Here is a 15,726-nt window from a genome sequence, read left to right on the forward strand (position 1 = left end):
TCAACCGGTCGGCAGAGGCACGAATTCCTCCTCGTCGCCGGGCACGATATCGAAGCGGCCGGTGCGCCACTCCTCCTTGGCCATTTCGATACGCTCCTTCGACGACGACACGAAATTCCACCAGATATGGCGGGCCGAGCCGAGTGCGGCGCCGCCGAACAGCATGATATGACAGCCAAGCGGACCGGCGGTGACGGTGATGTTGTCGCCCGGACGGAAGACCAGCAACTGATTGTCGGCAAAGTGGTCGCCGGCAATGATCGCTTCGCCTGAGAGGATATAGAGCGCGCGCTCTTCCCAGTTCGCCGCAAATGGCGCGCTTTTGCCGGGTGCGATGTTCAAGTCGACATAGATCGTGTCGGTAAAGACCGAGACCGGCGATTTCTGGCCCTCGAAGCTGCCGATGACCACACGGGCATCGATGCCGCCGTCTTTGAGCTGCGGCAGCATGTGCCGTTCCGTGTGGTCGAAGATCGGGTCGATCTCTTCCTTGTGGTCGGGCAGCGCCAGCCAGGTCTGCAAGCCAGAAATCGAACGTTCATGCCCGCGCTGGTTTTCCGGCGAGCGCTCTGAGTGAACGATGCCGCGGCCGGCGGTCATCAGGTTCACGTCGCCGGGGCGGATGACCATTTCGGTACCGAGACTGTCGCGATGCTTGATCTCGCCGTCGAACAGATAGGTGACGGTCGAAAGGCCGATATGCGGATGCGGCCGCACGTCGATGGCTTCGCCGGCGCGCAGGAGCGCCGGGCCCATGCGATCGAAAAAGATAAACGGCCCGACGAGCCGACGCTTGGCGGTCGGCAACGCCCGGCGAACCTGAAGTCCGCCGATGTCGCTGGTGCGCGGAATGATCAGATGTTCGATGGCGTCGCAGGCGGGCTTGTCGCCCGCGAGCGGGTCGGGGCCAGGAAAGAAGGACATGGTGCACGCTCCCGTTGTTCGTATCGTCTTGAGCGAGCCTAGCGCCTGACGCGGATTACCGGTAGGCACAAGGCAAAGACGCAGCGTTTCCGGACGTTGACCAATCCCGGGCCGATTACTCCGCGTCGAGCGGTTCCACGCCCTGCGGCTTGCCGGCGCGGTCGAGCCTGATCTTCTCGATCCGGTCCTCGGCCGCCTTCAACAATGCCTCGCAGTGTTTCTTCAGCGCTTCGCCCCGCTCATAGATCTCGATCGACTTGTCGAGCGCGACGTCGCCGCGCTCCAGCGCCGAGACGATGCGCTCCAGTTCTTCGACGGCTTGCTCGAACGAGAGGGCCGAAACGTCCGGTTGCGTGGTGGTGGTCATGGTTACCCTCTCATCAATCTCAAAATATGTATGCCGGCCGACTCGGCGAGCCCCTGCAGGTCATAGCCGCCCTCGAGCAGGCTGACCATTCGGTTGCCGGCGCTGCGGTCGGCGATCTCGTGCAGGCGACCGGTCGCCCAGTCGAAATCCTCGGCGACGAGGTTGATCTGCGCGAGCGGATCACGGTGGTGGGCGTCAAAGCCGGCCGAGATCAGGATGAAGTCCGGCCGGAAATTGGTCAGCGCTGAAAGCACGCGCGACCGGAACGCCTCGCGAAAATGCTCGCTGCCGGTGTTGGCCGAGAGCGGCGCGTTGACGATGTTGCACTTCACGCCGGTCTCGTCCTTCGCACCGGTGCCGGGATAGAGCGGCATCTGGTGGGTGGAGCAGAAAAGCACCGACGGATCGTCCCAGAAGATGTCCTGAGTGCCGTTGCCGTGGTGCACGTCCCAATCGACGATCGCGACGCGCTCGGCGCCATGGGCCACCTGCGCGTGGCGGGCGGCAATCGCAACCGTGTTGAAGAAACAGAAGCCCATCGCCTTGTTCTTCTCGGCGTGGTGGCCGGGTGGACGGGCGGCGACGAAGGCGTTGTCGGCCTTGCCTGTGAAAACCGCATCCACCGCTTCGACGGCGCCGCCGATGCCGGTCAGTGCCGCCTCGAGGCTCAAGGGGCTGGCATAGGTGTCGGCTTCGAGATCGTTGATGCCTTCGTCGGGGATGGCGCGCTTGACGGTGCGCAGATGCTCCTCCGGATGCACCAGAAGCACCAGGTCTTCGCTCGCCTTCGCTGCTTTTATGCGCTTGAGGTCGGCGAAATTCGGGTGTTCGAGCGCAAGGTTCAGCGCCTTCAGCCGGTCCGGCCGTTCGGGATGACCTTCCGGAACCTCGTGTTCCAGGAAGACCGGATTTTCATAGAGCAGCGTGGTCATGCGCCGAAACTAGTGCTGCAACCGGCCAAGGTCCATGGCACGCCCAAGGGAAAGTCCTGATTTTCAACAGCGCGTATCGAGGAGCAGCTTGCCGTCGCGTTTGGGGTCCTCCTGATGCGTCAAGGCTTCATCAAGGCGGCTGAGCGGATAGGTTCGCGCAATCCGGCTTGAGAAGAGGCCGGTTCGAAGCCCGGCAAAGCTCTCAGCGAAAGCCTCCTCGATGGCTGGCCGCCCGGCCGCGTGCACCCAGGTTCTGAGCCACAGGAAGGAAAAGCGCACGCCCGGCCGCGCCTGGATCGCCTGGATCGGCACGGGCACGCCGCTGAGGGCGCCATACTGGATGAATGCAGCGCCGGGCTGCAGCGTCTGGCCTATAAGGTCTCCGGCAAAAGGGCCGCCGACCGCGTCGAGGATGGCGTCGAAGGCGAGAGGCGAAGGGATATTGTCCTGATCGGCCACGACGACTTCGCCGGGTGCGCCGGAAGCCAGTCGTTCGGCGCTGCGCTGGCTGCGCACGATCCCAACCGGGCGTGCACCTTCGCCTGCGATGAGCTGCATCAGCATGCCGCCGATGGCCGAGCCTGCGGCGGTCACACCGATCCAGCGGCCGGCGATCGACCCGAAATGCGCCTTCAGCGCTTCGATCAGCCGGAGTGCCGTCAGCGGGTTGACGTAGCTGGTGGCCGCCTGGCGGTCGTCGATATCGTCGGGCACGGAAAAGCACCATGCGGCGGGTCGCACCAGATATTCCTGCCAGAGGCCGCTCGCGCCGATCGGGATCACACGATCGCCGGGCTTCAACGTCGTAACGCTGGCGCCGACGCGGGCAATTGTCCCGATGCCCTCGAAGCCGGGCACGAAGGGCAAGGTGGTCCGGGCGCTGTAGGCACCTGTCACGGGAATAAGGTCGGAGGGATTGATGGCCGCCAGGGAGAGCATGACCTCGACCTCGCCAGGCCCCGGCGCGACGCGCTCGGCATCGACGAGTGCAATCACTTGTCGCGGACCGCCGAACTGGCTAACGAGGGTGGAGCGCATTTTAAGAGGGCCTCGCATGGACGGCAGGGAGAGGGACAACGTCACGGAAATCCGCATTCCGTTTCGCGATATAGACATGCATGGCCACATGCACAATGCCGCCTACTATGCCCACGCCGAAGCGGCCCTTTCTCATCTCTGGCGGCATCGTCCTTCGGTCGTTCACGAGCCGGCCTATCTCGTTCGCCGCTCGGCCTGCGTCTTCCATCGGGGACTGCGTTATGACGAGCCGGCGCGCTTCATCGTCACCGTAGCCAAGATCGGCGGCAGCTCGGTGAGCTTTGCCGTGCGGGTCGAGGCGGCCGGCCAGCTTGCGGCCGAGCTCGAGGTCGTCTGGGTCGCCGTCGATCGCGAGCGGCACACGCCGCTGCCGGTGCCGGCCGCAACCCGCGAATGGCTCGGCAGCTACATTCTCTGACAATGCTAACCGATAGGCCGCAGGCTGCGGAACAGCGCAACGGTGCCCATGCCGCCGCCGATGCCCATCATCGCCAGTGCCCGCGTTTCCTGTAGGACCGCCCGCATCTGCGTGAAAAGCCGGACCACGAGGATCGCTCCGGACGCGCCGTAAGGGTGGCCAAGCGCAATAGCGCCGCCGTCGATGTTGACCTTATCCGGTGAAATGCCCAGCTGGTCGAGGCTGCCGAGCACCTGCGAAGCGAAGGCTTCGTTGAATTCGATGAAGTCGACCGCGTCGGCATCGAGCCCGGGATTTCGCGCTTTCAGCTTGTCCATCGCCGGCACCGGACCGAGCCCGAGCAGGTCAGGATGCACGCCGGCGGTTGCCGCGTCGACGAATTCGAGCGCAAAGGGAAGGCCGCGGCGCTGCGCTTCGGCAAGGCTGGTCACAAGAACCATCGCCGCACCATCGTTGATCGGGCAGGCATTGCCCGCCGTCACCGTGCCGTCCTTGACGAAGACGGGTTTCAGCCGCTGCAGGGTTTCGAGCGACGCGTTGGCGCGCGGGCATTCGTCCGTGTCGACGGTCCCGGCTGTCGTTTCGATCGGTACGATTTCGCTCGAAAACCGGCCTGCGACCTGTGCGGCGACAGCACGTCGCTGGCTTTCGAGCGCGAAAGCATCCTGTCGTTCGCGGGAAATGCCGCAGGCGGTGGCGACGTTTTCCGCCGCAACGCCCATATCGGGGTCGCCGATCTCGTCCGGAGCCATGCGCGAGCGTTTGATCGGTTGAGGTTCTTCGCCCGGCGCTGTTGGCGGCCTCAGGCGAATATGGGCGCGGCTGGCGCTTTCGGTGCCGCCGGCGAGATAGAAGCGTCCGGCGCCCGCCTGAATGAGGCGTGCGGCGAGCATGATGGCTTCCAGACCGGCGCCGCATTGCCTGTCGATGGTCAGGCCCGACGTCGATACCGGAAGCCCGGCTTCGAGTGCTGCAAGCCGCCCGAGATTGCCGGCGCAATTGGCGGCATTGCCGAGGATAACGTCGTCGACCACATCGGTAGCCAGGCCGACGTCGCTCAGGATGCGGTTGATCAGGGGCGCGGCGAGGCGTGCCGGCTCGACCTCTGCGAGCACGCCGCGCACGCGTCCAACAGGCGTGCGCAGGGCCGCCACGATCACCGGGATGCGCTCTGGGTCAGACGAAGGGCTCAAGGGCGTCATGTCCATCCACAATCCATTGCTTGAGGGTGCCGGCCGCCACCTTACCAGATTGTGTCATGGGCAAGGCACGGCAAAGCCAGATTCGCCGCGGATGTTTATAGCGCGGCAGATGGATATCGAGATGACGGGCGAGGGCCGCCCGGTCGATTGCACCAGCGTTGGGCTCGATGACCGCGACCAGCTCGCTGCCGAGGTCGGGATGGTCGAGGCCGAGAACGAAGGCCGCATGCACATCGACATGCCCGGCAAGCGTCGCCTCGACTTCCTGCGGATAGATGTTGTTGCCGCCGGAAAGCACCATGCCGCCGGAGCGACCGACGAGATGCAGCGTGCCGTCGGCATTCAGGAAGCCGAGATCGCCAACGGTTGCGAGTTTGCCGACGCGCCGGAGGCCCGCGCCGTCGCCGGCGCCGATATAGCCGCTCGCAATCAGGTCGCTGTCGACGAAGATCGTGCCGGTCTCGCCTGCTGGCAGCGGCCTCTCACTCTCGTCAAGTACGATGAGGCCGACACCGGGAAAGGCACGTCCGACGGCGGTTGCCGATGCGGTATCGCCGGGGCCGGCAACGCTGATGAACCCGAGCTCGGAGGCGCCATAATACTCGACGATGTCGGCCAGCGGAAAAGTTGCCGCCGCGGCGGCGCGGTCTGCCGGTGTCAGCTTGGCGCCGGCAACGGTGATCTTCTGGACGGAGGTCAAAACTGAGGACGACGCACAGAGCCGCCGGAGCATCGTCGGCACCAGCACGAGCCGTCTGACTTCCAGCGACGTGATGATTTCGGAGGCGCGCGTCGCATCGAAATGCGCCATGCCGATGAATTCGGCGCCGGCGACAAGGGTTTCGGCGAGGGCATAAAGCGTCAGCCCATGGGCCAGCGGGCCGGGCGCGAAGGTGCGGGTATCGCTGCCGATGCCGAAAAAATCCTGCCCCGTCTTCAGGCTGCGCCGCCAGGAGCCGCGATCGCGCACGATCGCTTTCGGCATGCCTGTTGTGCCGGAGGTGAAGACGACGAGAAACGGTTCTTCATCGGCGCCGATGACAAGCGGCGACGTGTTGTCGCCGGAACCGGCGATGAAGGCCTTGTCGTTGCCGGCAAGGGGTGCGCCCAGCAGCAGCCCGTCGCCGTCGGCGCAAACGACGATGTCGGGGCGCAATTGCTCCCGCATCGCGGCGCGCGTCGCCTCCGGCAGATGCGGATCGATCAATGCGACGCAATAGCCGCCCGATGTTGCGGCGAGAAAGGCTGCCGTGAAAAGGGGATGGTTGCCGATCTCGAGGGCGATCAGCCTCGTGGTGCCGGGCAGTGCGTTTTCACTCGGTGCGTCTACCGTCAGTTTCCCGAACGCTGAAACGAGCTGGCCGGCGCAAAGCGCAAGCTCCCCGAATGTGAAAACCCGGCCTTCCATATGGAAGGCCGGGGCATGCGGATTTTGGTCCGTGTGGCGCGCAAGCGCGGCGGCAAACGGCATGGCTCAGGCGCGAACGTGCAGCAGCGGATAGCCGGCAAAGACGGCCCGTGCCGCAAGCGTCGCGATGGCGGCCTTCAAGATGTCGCCGGGCAGGAAGGCGAGCGAACCGGTCGCAACCGTGATGAACGGCGTGCCAGTGACGGCCGATACCCAGGGCATGCCGATGGCATAGAGCACCACGATGCCGCCGATAATCGAGGCGAGGAAAAAGCCGACGAACTGTCGGACTTCCGGCTGGCCCTCACGGACGAAGCGCTGCGCGATCAGGCCGGTGACGAACGTGGCAACGACCCAGCCGAGGATGAAGCCGCCGGACGGGCCGGCAAAAACGGCAAGACCGCCACGACCTCCTGAGAGGACCGGCAGGCCGATCGCGACGAGCAGCAGGAAGAGCAGGAAAGCCAGCGCGCCGCGCTTGGCGCCGAGGATGCAGCCGGCAAGCATCACGCCCATGGACTGCGCGGTGATCGGCACGGGAATGAAGCCGAGCGTGATCGGCGGAATGAGGCCGAGCACGACGACGATCGCGGCAAAGAGGGCGATAAGGACGAGGTCTCTGGTGTTCATGCTGTTCCTGTTCCTTGTTTATTAGGGTGCGCGAATTTATTGGCGACGAAAACCGCGGGCGTCAATCGCCGCAGCGATCGTATCCGCATCTTTGAGTGTCAGGATGATCAGTGGACCGATGATCGTCAACGGCCGCACCGGCAGCCCACGCGCCCGGTGTGCTTCGCGGATGGCCTGGTAGCGCGCGAAAATATCGGGCACGAAGCGCAGGACGAGCCCGAGCGCCAGGCTGACATCGGCGGCACGAACCCAGCCCAGTCGTTCGAACGGTGTCAGCAGCACCGTGATCTCGTCCATGAAGGCGCCGATCGTCGTTGTTGCGGTGACGGCCGCGGCAAACAGCACGAGCGCCATCAGCCGCAGGGTCAGCACGGAGACTTCGCTCAAGGGCAGAAGAAAGAGGTTCACGGCCGCGAGAAAGAAGATGGTGAAGAAGACGAAGCCGACGCGCTTCAGCGCTTCGCGCCAGGAAAGGCCAACCGAGAGATAGAGCCCACCCGAGATCACGAACGCAGTCAGTTGCACAGGCAGCGAGCCGCTGAGGAAAAGCAGAATGCTCAGCGCCACCAAAGTCAAAAGCTTAGCGCGCACCGGAAGGCGATGCAGCCAGCTGTTGCCCTCGATGTGCAGGCTCGTCAGCATCCGGCGATCTCGTGGTAGCGGCGGATCGTTTCGTGTGGGCTGCCGTCGGCCGCCAGCCGGCCCTCGTGGAAAAGCAGCAGGCGCTCGACATTTTCGACCAGCGGCAGGTCGTGGGTGATGACCAGCGTATCTTCGTCCAGTGTCGCGATCGTGTCGGCAACCCGCCGGCGGTTGCGCAGGTCGAGCTGGTTGGTCGGTTCGTCGAGGATCAGGATCTTGGGGTCGGTAACGACAACGCTCGCCATGGCGATCAACTGGGTCTCGCCGCCTGAGAGTTCGTGGACGCGGCGGCGCGCCAGGTGTTCGACGCCGAAGCGCGACAGGACGGCCTGCGTTCGCCGATCGATTTCCTCACTCTTGAGGCCGCGGTTCTTCAGCCCGAAACCTATATCGTCGGCAACGACGGGCATGATCAGCTGGTGCTGCGGGTTCTGGAAGATGAAGCCGGCTTCGGAGAGCACCGCGCGCTCGTCCTTGACCGTATCGAGGCCATTGACGGTGACCTGGCCGGCGGAAGGCTTCATCAAGCCGTTGATCAGCCGCGCGAAGGTGGTCTTGCCGGAGCCGTTGAGGCCGATAATGCCGACACGCCTTTCGGTGATTTCCAGCGTCAGCGGCTGCAACGCCACCCGTTCGCCGAAGCGGACCGAGCAATCGGTAAAGCGGATGTCCATCCCGTCCCTCGCGGTTTGCGGTCTGCTCTATAGGCCAAGACGGCGCAGAAGGGCAATGCGCTTCGGGTCAAGCTTCCCATTTGAAATATGGGAATAAAAGCCTATTCTTTCTCTCATGACGATTCGGCTCTCCAATAGCGATGCCCGGCGCATCTTCCTCGCAAAGCAGGGTCTTTCCGGCGCGCCGCACCGCGCGCTCGGCAAGGACGGGCTCTTGAAGCTGATCCATGACATCGGCTTCGTGCAGGTCGACAGCATCGCGACCGTGGAGCGCGCCCATCATCAGATCCTATTTTCGCGCAACCAGACCTACCGCCGCGAGCACCTGATATCGCTGCTCGAAGACGACGGCGAATTGTTCGAGCACTGGACCCATGATGCATCGATCATCCCCAGCAGCTTCTACCGCTACTGGAAGCACCGCTTCAAATGGGAAGGCGAAACCATCGTCGAGCGCTGGAGCAAGTGGCGCGGCGAGGGTTTTGAGAAAAGTTGTGACGACACCTATGAGCGCATCGCCAAGGGCGGCCCGGTGCTTGCCCGCGAGCTCAAGGAGGCCGAACACACGTCGGGCGGCTGGTGGAATTGGCACCCCTCGAAGACCGCGCTCGAAATCCTGTGGCGCACCGGCAAGCTGGCGATTGCCCGGCGCGAGAATTTCCAGAAGGTCTACGACCTGACCGAGCGGGTGATCCCGCCCCACCATCACGATGCCGAGGTGGAGCATCACGAGTTCATCGACTGGGCCTGCCGCAGCGCGCTCGAACGCCTGGGCTTTGCCACCCATGGTGAGATCGCCGCCTTCTGGGATCTGGTTTCGCCGGACGAAGCGAAGACCTGGGTGGCGGAACATCGCGACGAACTGATCGACGTGGCGATCGAGCCGCTCGACGGTGGCAAGCCGCGATCGTCCTATGCGCTTTCCGGCTTTCCCGACACGCTTGGCGACATTCTCGAGCCGCCCGGCCGTGTTCGTGTCCTGAGCCCCTTCGATCCCTTGCTGCGCGACCGCAATCGCACCGAGCGGCTGTTCGGCTTCTTCTATCGCATCGAGATCTTCGTGCCCGAGCCGAAGCGGGAATATGGCTACTATGTCTTCCCGCTGATCGAGGGCGACCGGCTGATCGGCCGCATCGACATGAAGGCCGACCGCAAGCGCGGTAGCCTTGACGTGCGGCGGCTCTGGCTGGAGCGCGGCGTCAAGGCGTCTTCCGGCCGCATGGAGCGTATCGATGCGGAACTGGAACGCGTTGCCCGCTTCACCGGCGTCGAGCGCATCGAACGCCTCGACGGCTGGAACGCGTCGCTCTCCTGATCGATATTTTCCTTGGCTTGAACCGCTCGCCTTCCTAAATGAAGGCCATCGAATTTTATGACGCGGGAGCGCACGACCATGAACACCGATCTGATGAGCCTCTTCGATGCCGATGAGGCAGCGATCCGCAAGGTTCTGTCGGAGACGCTTGCCGGCGCCGACGATGGCGAGCTGTTTCTCGAACATGCTCAGGCCGAAGTGCTCTCCTTCGACAACGGCCGGCTGAAGGGCGGCAGCTTCAACACCGACCAGGGTTTTGGCCTGCGGGCGGTGGCCGGCGAATCAGTCGGGTATGCCCATGCCGGCGAGCTGTCGCTGGCAGCGCTTGGCCGCGCCGCCGATGCGGTCGGCCAGGTAACGCGCGGTTATGCCGGCTCCTATGCGGCGGCTCCGCAGCGCACCAACAAGAAGCTCTATGGCGATGAAAACCCGATCGGTGAACCGAGCTTTGAAGCGAAGGTCGCACTGCTGCAAGAAATCGATGCCTATCTGCGCTCAAAGGACCCCAAGGTCCGACAGGTAACAGCCTCGATCGCCGCGAGCTGGCAGCTCGTCGACATCCTGCGCGCCGACGGCCACCGCGTTCAGGACATCCGGCCGATGACGCGTATCAACATCTCGGTGGTTGCCGGTGATGGCGATCGTCAGGAAAGCGGCTCCTATGGTATCGGCGGGCGGCGCGGTTTCGGCGATTTCATCACTGCGGAAAACTGGAAGAAGGGTGCGGACGAGGCGCTGCGCCAGGCGCTCGTCAATCTCGACGCGATCGATGCGCCTGCCGGCACGATGGACGTGGTGCTGGCCTCTGGCTGGCCGGGCGTCATGCTGCACGAAGCCGTCGGCCACGGCCTTGAGGGTGACTTCAACCGCAAGAAGACCTCCGCCTTTGCCGGCCTGCTCGGCGAGCAGGTGGCAGCCAGGGGCGTCACCGTCGTCGACGATGGCACGATCGAGGCGCGTCGCGGCTCGATCTCGATCGACGACGAAGGAACGCCATCGGGCTACAATGTGCTGATCGAGGACGGCAAGCTCGTTGGTTACATGCAGGACCGCCAGAACGCCCGCCTCATGGGCATGCAGCCGACCGGCAACGGCCGGCGCCAGGGCTATGCCCATGTGCCGATGCCGCGCATGACCAACACCTACATGCTGTCAGGCGACAGGACGCCCGACGAGATCATCGCCTCCGTGAAGAGGGGCATCTATGCCGTTTCCTTCGGCGGCGGCCAGGTGGACATCACCTCCGGCAAGTTCGTCTTCGGCTGCACGGAGGCCTACATGATCGAGAACGGCAAGATCGGGGCACCCGTAAAGGGCGCGATGCTGATCGGCAATGGCCCCGACGCGATGAAGCGCGTGACCATGGTCGGCAACGACACCAAGCTCGACACTGGTATCGGCAACTGCGGCAAGGCCGGGCAATGGGTGCCGGTCGGCGTCGGCCAGCCGCATCTGCGCATGGACCAGATCACCGTCGGCGGCACGCAGGCCTAAGGCCTCTTCGTCAAATCCCGACGAAGTCTCCACCGAACGTCGGCGCCTTGCCGCTTTGGACTTGCTGCACAGTCTTACCCCGAGATCGATGTCGATCTCGGGGTGGGTGAAACACGGATGGTTGGCGCAGAGGACGTGGGTGAGTTGCATGAGTGAACGGCCGGCAATGGGGTTGAGTGTGAGGCCGTTTGCTGCAGTGGACGAGCAGGCCGTCATAAACGTCATAGTGCCAATCCAGAGTGTCGAATTCGGTATCGCGATTACGGCAGATGACCAGCCGGATCTGCGGGAAATCCCGGACTTCTATCAGTCGGGCAAGGGCGGCTTCTGGGTGGCGACCGCCGGCGACGATATCGTCGGCACATTGGGCCTGAAGGATATCGGCAACGGTAATGCGGCGCTTCGCAAGATGTTTGTTGCTGCCGACTATCGCGGGCGCGAACATGGCGCCGCCTTGCGCCTGCTCGAGGCGCTGTTTGCCCATGCGAGCGCAGCCGGGATCCGTGCGGTCTATCTCGGGACCACCGACAAATTCGTGGCTGCCCATCGCTTCTATGAGAAGAATGGCTTCGTCGAGATCGGCCGGTACGATTTGCCTGCAGCCTTTCCCCTCATGGCGATCGATTCAAAATTCTACGTTCGCCGCGTTTCCGCCTGAGCGTTTCGAGGGACAAGCACTGATCACCCCCTCGAAGGCAGCAGCACGCAGTCGTAGGAGCGCTTCTTTAATGCGTTGCAGGCGGATGCTGCCGCATCGCGGCTCGTGAAGCCGACGAAGCGGGCGCGGTAAACGGTGCCTGCACCCTTGCCGACCGCTTCCGTGTAGGGAGACGCATGCGCCAGCACGTCGCCGCCGGCCGCCTGCGCCTGTGCCAAGAGGGCACGGGCCGCGTCAGCAGAAGGGGCTGCCGAGATCTGGATCTGCCAGCCTCCGGTAGCCGGAGTGGCGGCGGTATTTTCGACTTCGAACATTGCTGTCGGCCGTTCTGCCGGAACGACTGAAGTCGACGATTGAGCGATCAGTGCGGCAACGCTATCGCCCTTGGCGCGATGCGGTGCCGTGTAGGGCATGGGCACGTCCGACATCGTTGCGGCTGACGCGACCTCGACCTCCGCGGGGGCGGCGTTGCGCGTCTTGGCGGAGGCCACCAACTGGCGGCCAGTGGATGCCTTACCGAGATGGCGGTTCAGCAATGCCGCCATCTTATCGTCGCGGCTGCGGGCGGTGCGTCCGCCCATGACAACGCCGATGATCCGCCGGTTGCCATCCCTGACGGCGCTGACCAGATTGAAGCCGGACGCATTGGTGTAGCCGGTCTTGATGCCGTCCATGCCTTCGTAGCGATGCATCAGGTTGTTGTGGCCGCGGATCTTGCGGCCGCGAAACGTGAAACTCGGGGTCGCGAACAGCCGGTATTCGCGAGGATAGTCGCGCATCAGCGCAATGGCGAGCGTCGACATATCGCGCGCCGTCGTCACCTGCTGGCTTGCCGGCAGGCCGGAGGCGTTGATGAAGACCGTGCGGCTCATGCCCAGCTGGCGCGCCTTCGCCGTCATCTTTTTCGCAAAATTCTGCTCGGAGCCGCCGAGCCTTTCGCTCATCGCGGCGGCTGCGTCATTGGCCGAGCGAACGATCATGCCGTAGACCGCCTCGCGCACCGTGATCGTGCTGCCCGGTTTCAGGCCCAGCTTCATCGGCGGCTTGGCGGCGGCCGCCTTCGACACCTTGATCTTGCTGTCCCAGCTGATATCGCCGCGCCGGAGCGCTTCGAAGGTGAGGTAGAGCGTCATCATCTTGGTCAGCGACGCCGGATGGTTCAGCGTATCGGCATTTTCCGCCGACAGAACCTTGCCCGTGCGCGCATCGAGCACCAGGGAAGCGCTGCCGGCAAAAGCCGTTGCAGACCCCAAGGCGAGAGCGCACATCGCCAGCAGCAGGCGGCGGATAGTTTTCATGTCGGTCCCCATCGAAAAGCGCCGTCGGGCAGGCGCGCAGCTGTGTCGTTTTGCGACAAGGCCGTGTCTTTGCTGCAACTTTGAGGCAGAATGCGATTTTTTCCTGCGACTTTCGTCGGGGTGGTAAACCAGAAATGAACGCCACCGTCCTTCAGCAAGGTTTAACGCTCGCGCCGTTAACCTTCATGGTGGTGCGTCTGACAGGGCGCATGAAGCACACACCAGCGCTTGAAGCCTCCACACGATCTCCTCGATAAATCGATCGAGGTCCAAGGCGTTCTTCAGTGATTGTCGAAGGCTGATTTGGACGGACTGATATGGCGGGCGGCATCACGGCAAGGATAAAGACGAGAGTGCGACGCGCCGCGATTTCCGGCGGGCTTGAACTGGCAAGCGGTCTAGGCCGAGCCGGCCTGATGCCGGATGCGCGCGGACGCGGCGCTATCTTCACCCTGCATCACGTCCGCCCGAGGGCTGTCAGGGACTTCGATCCGAACGCCCATCTGGAAATCACCCCGGAGTTTCTGGATACAGCCATCGTGCAGTTGAAGCGGGACGGCTATCGCTTCATCGCGCTGGACGATTTGCCAAAGGCGCTTGCCGACAGGGACCGCGGGCCCTTCGCCTGCTTCACCCTCGACGACGGTTACCGCAACAATCTTGATCACGCCCTGCCGGTTTTTGCGCGGCATGAGGTGCCGTTCACCGTTTTTGTTGCCGGCGGCTTCGTCGATCGCACCCATACGCTGTGGTGGGAAACGCTCGCCGATCTGCTATCGGCAACTAGCCGTTTCCGGTTCGATTTCGGCGGCGGAATGGAAACGCTGGACACTGAAAGTGCCGCGGAAAAGCAGGCGATATTTGGCAGAATGGCCGACTACATCCATCGTCGCAATGAAAGTGCCGCGGTTGCCGCGTTAAATGCAGCGGCGCTGGAGCACGGGATCGATGCGTTGGCCATCACAGAAGCGCTGACGCTTGACGAAGCCGGCCTACGCCGCCTTGTCGGAAGTCCGCTCGCCAGCCTCGGAGCGCACACGATCAGCCATCGTGCGGTCGCGCGGCTCGGCGACGAACAGGCAGCCCGGGAGATCGAGGCATCCGCCGTCCGCGTCGAAGCGATCACGGGCAAAAGACCGCGCAGCTTCGCCTATCCCTATGGGGACCGCCCGGCTGTCTCGCCGCGCGATCACCAGCTTGTCGCCGATCTGGGATTTACGGTCGCCGTCACCACCATGCCGGGCACGCTAGCGGCGGCAGCGCCGCTACAGGCCTTGCCGCGCATTTCGCTCAACGGTCATTTCCAGCGCGCCCGCTACGTTTCGGCCCTTGCCTCAGGCATTCCGTTCCGGCTTGCCCGCAGTTAGCCGCCCGAACGCGCCCGTCAGGGGTACATTCGCACCTTCTCCCAGCCGCCTTCCGGTGTCTCGCGACGAAACTCCAGGCGGTCGTGCAGGCGGAACGGCCGGTCATGCCAGAACTCGATGGAGGTCGGGCGGATGCGAAAGCCGGACCAGTATTCCGGACGGGGAATTTCGCCGAGCGCATGGCGGGCCGTGTATTCGGCAACTGCCTTTTCCAGCGCGAACCGGCTTTCGAGCGGGCGGGACTGCTTCGACGCCCAGGCGCCGATGCGGCTGCCGCGCGGCCGCGACTTGAAATACTCGTCCGCCTCGGCATCCGAGACGATCTCGACAGGCCCGCGCAGCCGCACCTGACGCCGGAGCGACTTCCAGTGAAAGCACATGGCGGCCTTGCGCGCGCTCAGAACCTCGCGGCCCTTCTGGCTCTCGAAATTGGTATAGAAGACGAAGCCACGCTCATCGAAATCCTTGAGCAGAACCATGCGCACATTCGGCAGTCCGTCGGGGTCGACAGTTGCCAGCGCGACGGCGTTGGGGTCGTTGATCTCGCTGCCTTCCGCGTCCTTCAGCCATGTGCCGAAAAGGGAAAAGGGCTCATTTGCTTGTGTGAAGTCACCGCTTGTTAACTCATTCACCGCCATATTGCCTTCTAACGCCGTGATGTCTGGCGCGGAAACGCTTCGGGATGAGCCCGAGCGGTGTTTCCGCATCGAAAATGTCAGAGCCTGCTTGTTGACTTCCTCGGGAAACGTGCGGCTCTTGCGAGTCTGACAGGATTGCCGTGCAAGACATAGCAAAGTGGATCGATGGCAAGAAGGGGTATTCCTTCGCGGTGATGCGCGGCGCGGCAATTTGCCTGCCGGTGCTCATCCTGTCTGGTTGCATGGGAGCCGGTCTCGACCTGTTCGGCAGCAGTGTCGATCGCACCGTCTCAACCGGTACCGTTCCCGTTGCCAAAACCTCCGATGGTCTTTCCGATGCGGTCCTGGTGCGCAATGCCGTCACCTCAGCCGAACTCGGGCAGGAGTCGCTCAACCCCATTCCCTGGGCGAATTCGTCGTCGGGCAGCGCCGGCGTCATCAGCAGCATTCAGGAAGACAATGCCAGCGGCATGCTGTGCCGCCGCTTCACCACGACCCGCCATTCCTATGAAGGCATCGCCAAGTTCGACGGCAGCACCTGCAAGCTTGGCGATGGCGAGTGGTACCTCACCAGCTTTGGGCCGCGTGCCTGAAATCCTGTGTTAACCACATTTCGGCAAACCGCTGACGGAACGTCTCGATCGCGGTCCTGGCCTGCTTCATCGTCGCCGCGGCTAACCGATCTTTAGCAAGTTCTGCCCATCCTCGGCGTCGAACGGGA

The 15,726-nt window shown here is 63.7% G+C and carries 17 protein-coding genes; 6 read left to right on the forward strand and 11 right to left on the reverse strand.

Going from position 1 to position 15,726, the window contains the following annotated elements:
• From AC1Q80_RS04300 to AC1Q80_RS04315, 4 genes are all read right to left on the reverse strand, one after another.
• Complete coding sequence (locus AC1Q80_RS04300) at positions 1 to 924, reverse strand: pirin family protein (RefSeq protein ID WP_492359706.1); 924 nt, start codon at positions 922 to 924, stop codon at positions 1 to 3.
• Positions 925 to 1,039: 115 nt separating this feature from the next.
• Positions 1,040 to 1,291, reverse strand: a complete 252-nt coding sequence (locus AC1Q80_RS04305; protein WP_025426149.1) for an exodeoxyribonuclease VII small subunit — start codon at positions 1,289 to 1,291, stop codon at positions 1,040 to 1,042.
• A 2-nt stretch (positions 1,292 to 1,293) separates the two neighbouring features.
• Positions 1,294 to 2,223: a histone deacetylase family protein gene (locus AC1Q80_RS04310; protein ID WP_492359707.1), complete on the reverse strand. Its 930-nt coding sequence runs from the start codon at positions 2,221 to 2,223 to the stop codon at positions 1,294 to 1,296.
• Positions 2,224 to 2,286: 63 nt separating this feature from the next.
• Complete coding sequence (locus AC1Q80_RS04315; RefSeq protein ID WP_492359708.1) at positions 2,287 to 3,261, reverse strand: zinc-dependent alcohol dehydrogenase family protein; 975 nt, start codon at positions 3,259 to 3,261, stop codon at positions 2,287 to 2,289.
• Positions 3,262 to 3,277: 16 nt separating this feature from the next.
• Here AC1Q80_RS04315 and AC1Q80_RS04320 point away from each other — a divergent pair, with 16 nt between their 5' ends.
• Positions 3,278 to 3,679 (forward strand): acyl-CoA thioesterase, encoded by a 402-nt coding sequence (locus AC1Q80_RS04320; RefSeq protein WP_173419206.1) that lies wholly within the window; start codon positions 3,278 to 3,280, stop codon positions 3,677 to 3,679.
• Positions 3,680 to 3,684: 5 nt separating this feature from the next.
• Here the strand turns inward: AC1Q80_RS04320 and AC1Q80_RS04325 are convergent, their stop codons facing one another.
• The 5 genes from AC1Q80_RS04325 to AC1Q80_RS04345 are packed head-to-tail and all read right to left on the reverse strand — an operon-like array spanning position 3,685 to position 8,235.
• Entirely contained in the window at positions 3,685 to 4,872 is a 1,188-nt protein-coding gene (locus AC1Q80_RS04325) for a thiolase family protein (protein ID WP_173419207.1), read from the reverse strand.
• Complete coding sequence (locus AC1Q80_RS04330; protein WP_492359709.1) at positions 4,856 to 6,352, reverse strand: class I adenylate-forming enzyme family protein; 1,497 nt, start codon at positions 6,350 to 6,352, stop codon at positions 4,856 to 4,858. The genes AC1Q80_RS04325 and AC1Q80_RS04330 overlap by 17 nt, the downstream gene beginning before the upstream one ends.
• 3 nt (positions 6,353 to 6,355) lie before the next feature.
• A complete protein-coding gene (locus AC1Q80_RS04335) occupies positions 6,356 to 6,919 on the reverse strand; it encodes a biotin transporter BioY (RefSeq protein WP_173419209.1) in 564 nt (187 codons plus the stop codon).
• A gap of 36 nt (positions 6,920 to 6,955) precedes the next feature.
• Complete coding sequence (locus AC1Q80_RS04340) at positions 6,956 to 7,561, reverse strand: energy-coupling factor transporter transmembrane component T family protein (protein ID WP_492359710.1); 606 nt, start codon at positions 7,559 to 7,561, stop codon at positions 6,956 to 6,958.
• Positions 7,555 to 8,235 (reverse strand): energy-coupling factor ABC transporter ATP-binding protein, encoded by a 681-nt coding sequence (locus AC1Q80_RS04345; protein ID WP_492359711.1) that lies wholly within the window; start codon positions 8,233 to 8,235, stop codon positions 7,555 to 7,557. Before AC1Q80_RS04345 ends, AC1Q80_RS04340 begins: the two co-directional genes overlap by 7 nt.
• Positions 8,236 to 8,350: 115 nt before the next feature.
• Here AC1Q80_RS04345 and AC1Q80_RS04350 point away from each other — a divergent pair, with 115 nt between their 5' ends.
• The 3 genes from AC1Q80_RS04350 (at position 8,351) to AC1Q80_RS04360 (ending at position 11,702) form a co-directional block, all read left to right on the forward strand.
• Positions 8,351 to 9,550, forward strand: a complete 1,200-nt coding sequence (locus AC1Q80_RS04350; protein WP_492359712.1) for a winged helix-turn-helix domain-containing protein — start codon at positions 8,351 to 8,353, stop codon at positions 9,548 to 9,550.
• Positions 9,551 to 9,628: 78 nt separating this feature from the next.
• Positions 9,629 to 11,044, forward strand: coding sequence for a metalloprotease TldD (tldD, locus tag AC1Q80_RS04355; protein ID WP_173419213.1), 1,416 nt, complete (start codon positions 9,629 to 9,631; stop codon positions 11,042 to 11,044).
• A gap of 148 nt (positions 11,045 to 11,192) precedes the next feature.
• Positions 11,193 to 11,702 carry a GNAT family N-acetyltransferase gene (locus AC1Q80_RS04360; RefSeq protein ID WP_492359713.1) on the forward strand — a complete coding sequence of 170 codons (510 nt, stop codon included), beginning with the start codon at positions 11,193 to 11,195 and terminating at the stop codon, positions 11,700 to 11,702.
• A 23-nt stretch (positions 11,703 to 11,725) separates the two neighbouring features.
• Here the strand turns inward: AC1Q80_RS04360 and AC1Q80_RS04365 are convergent, their stop codons facing one another.
• Positions 11,726 to 12,991, reverse strand: coding sequence for a serine hydrolase (locus AC1Q80_RS04365; RefSeq protein ID WP_492359865.1), 1,266 nt, complete (start codon positions 12,989 to 12,991; stop codon positions 11,726 to 11,728).
• A 326-nt stretch (positions 12,992 to 13,317) separates the two neighbouring features.
• Here AC1Q80_RS04365 and AC1Q80_RS04370 point away from each other — a divergent pair, with 326 nt between their 5' ends.
• Complete coding sequence (locus tag AC1Q80_RS04370) at positions 13,318 to 14,367, forward strand: polysaccharide deacetylase family protein (RefSeq protein WP_492359714.1); 1,050 nt, start codon at positions 13,318 to 13,320, stop codon at positions 14,365 to 14,367.
• A gap of 17 nt (positions 14,368 to 14,384) precedes the next feature.
• Here the strand turns inward: AC1Q80_RS04370 and pdxH are convergent, their stop codons facing one another.
• Positions 14,385 to 15,005 (reverse strand): pyridoxamine 5'-phosphate oxidase, encoded by a 621-nt coding sequence (gene pdxH, locus AC1Q80_RS04375; RefSeq protein ID WP_492359715.1) that lies wholly within the window; start codon positions 15,003 to 15,005, stop codon positions 14,385 to 14,387.
• Between the two features lie 140 nt (positions 15,006 to 15,145).
• Here pdxH and AC1Q80_RS04380 point away from each other — a divergent pair, with 140 nt between their 5' ends.
• Positions 15,146 to 15,598, forward strand: a complete 453-nt coding sequence (locus AC1Q80_RS04380) for an RT0821/Lpp0805 family surface protein (protein ID WP_492359716.1) — start codon at positions 15,146 to 15,148, stop codon at positions 15,596 to 15,598.
• The last annotated feature ends 128 nt before the right edge of the window (positions 15,599 to 15,726 follow it).

The organism is Ensifer sp. GW823-FHT05D09 (assembly GCF_058795755.1).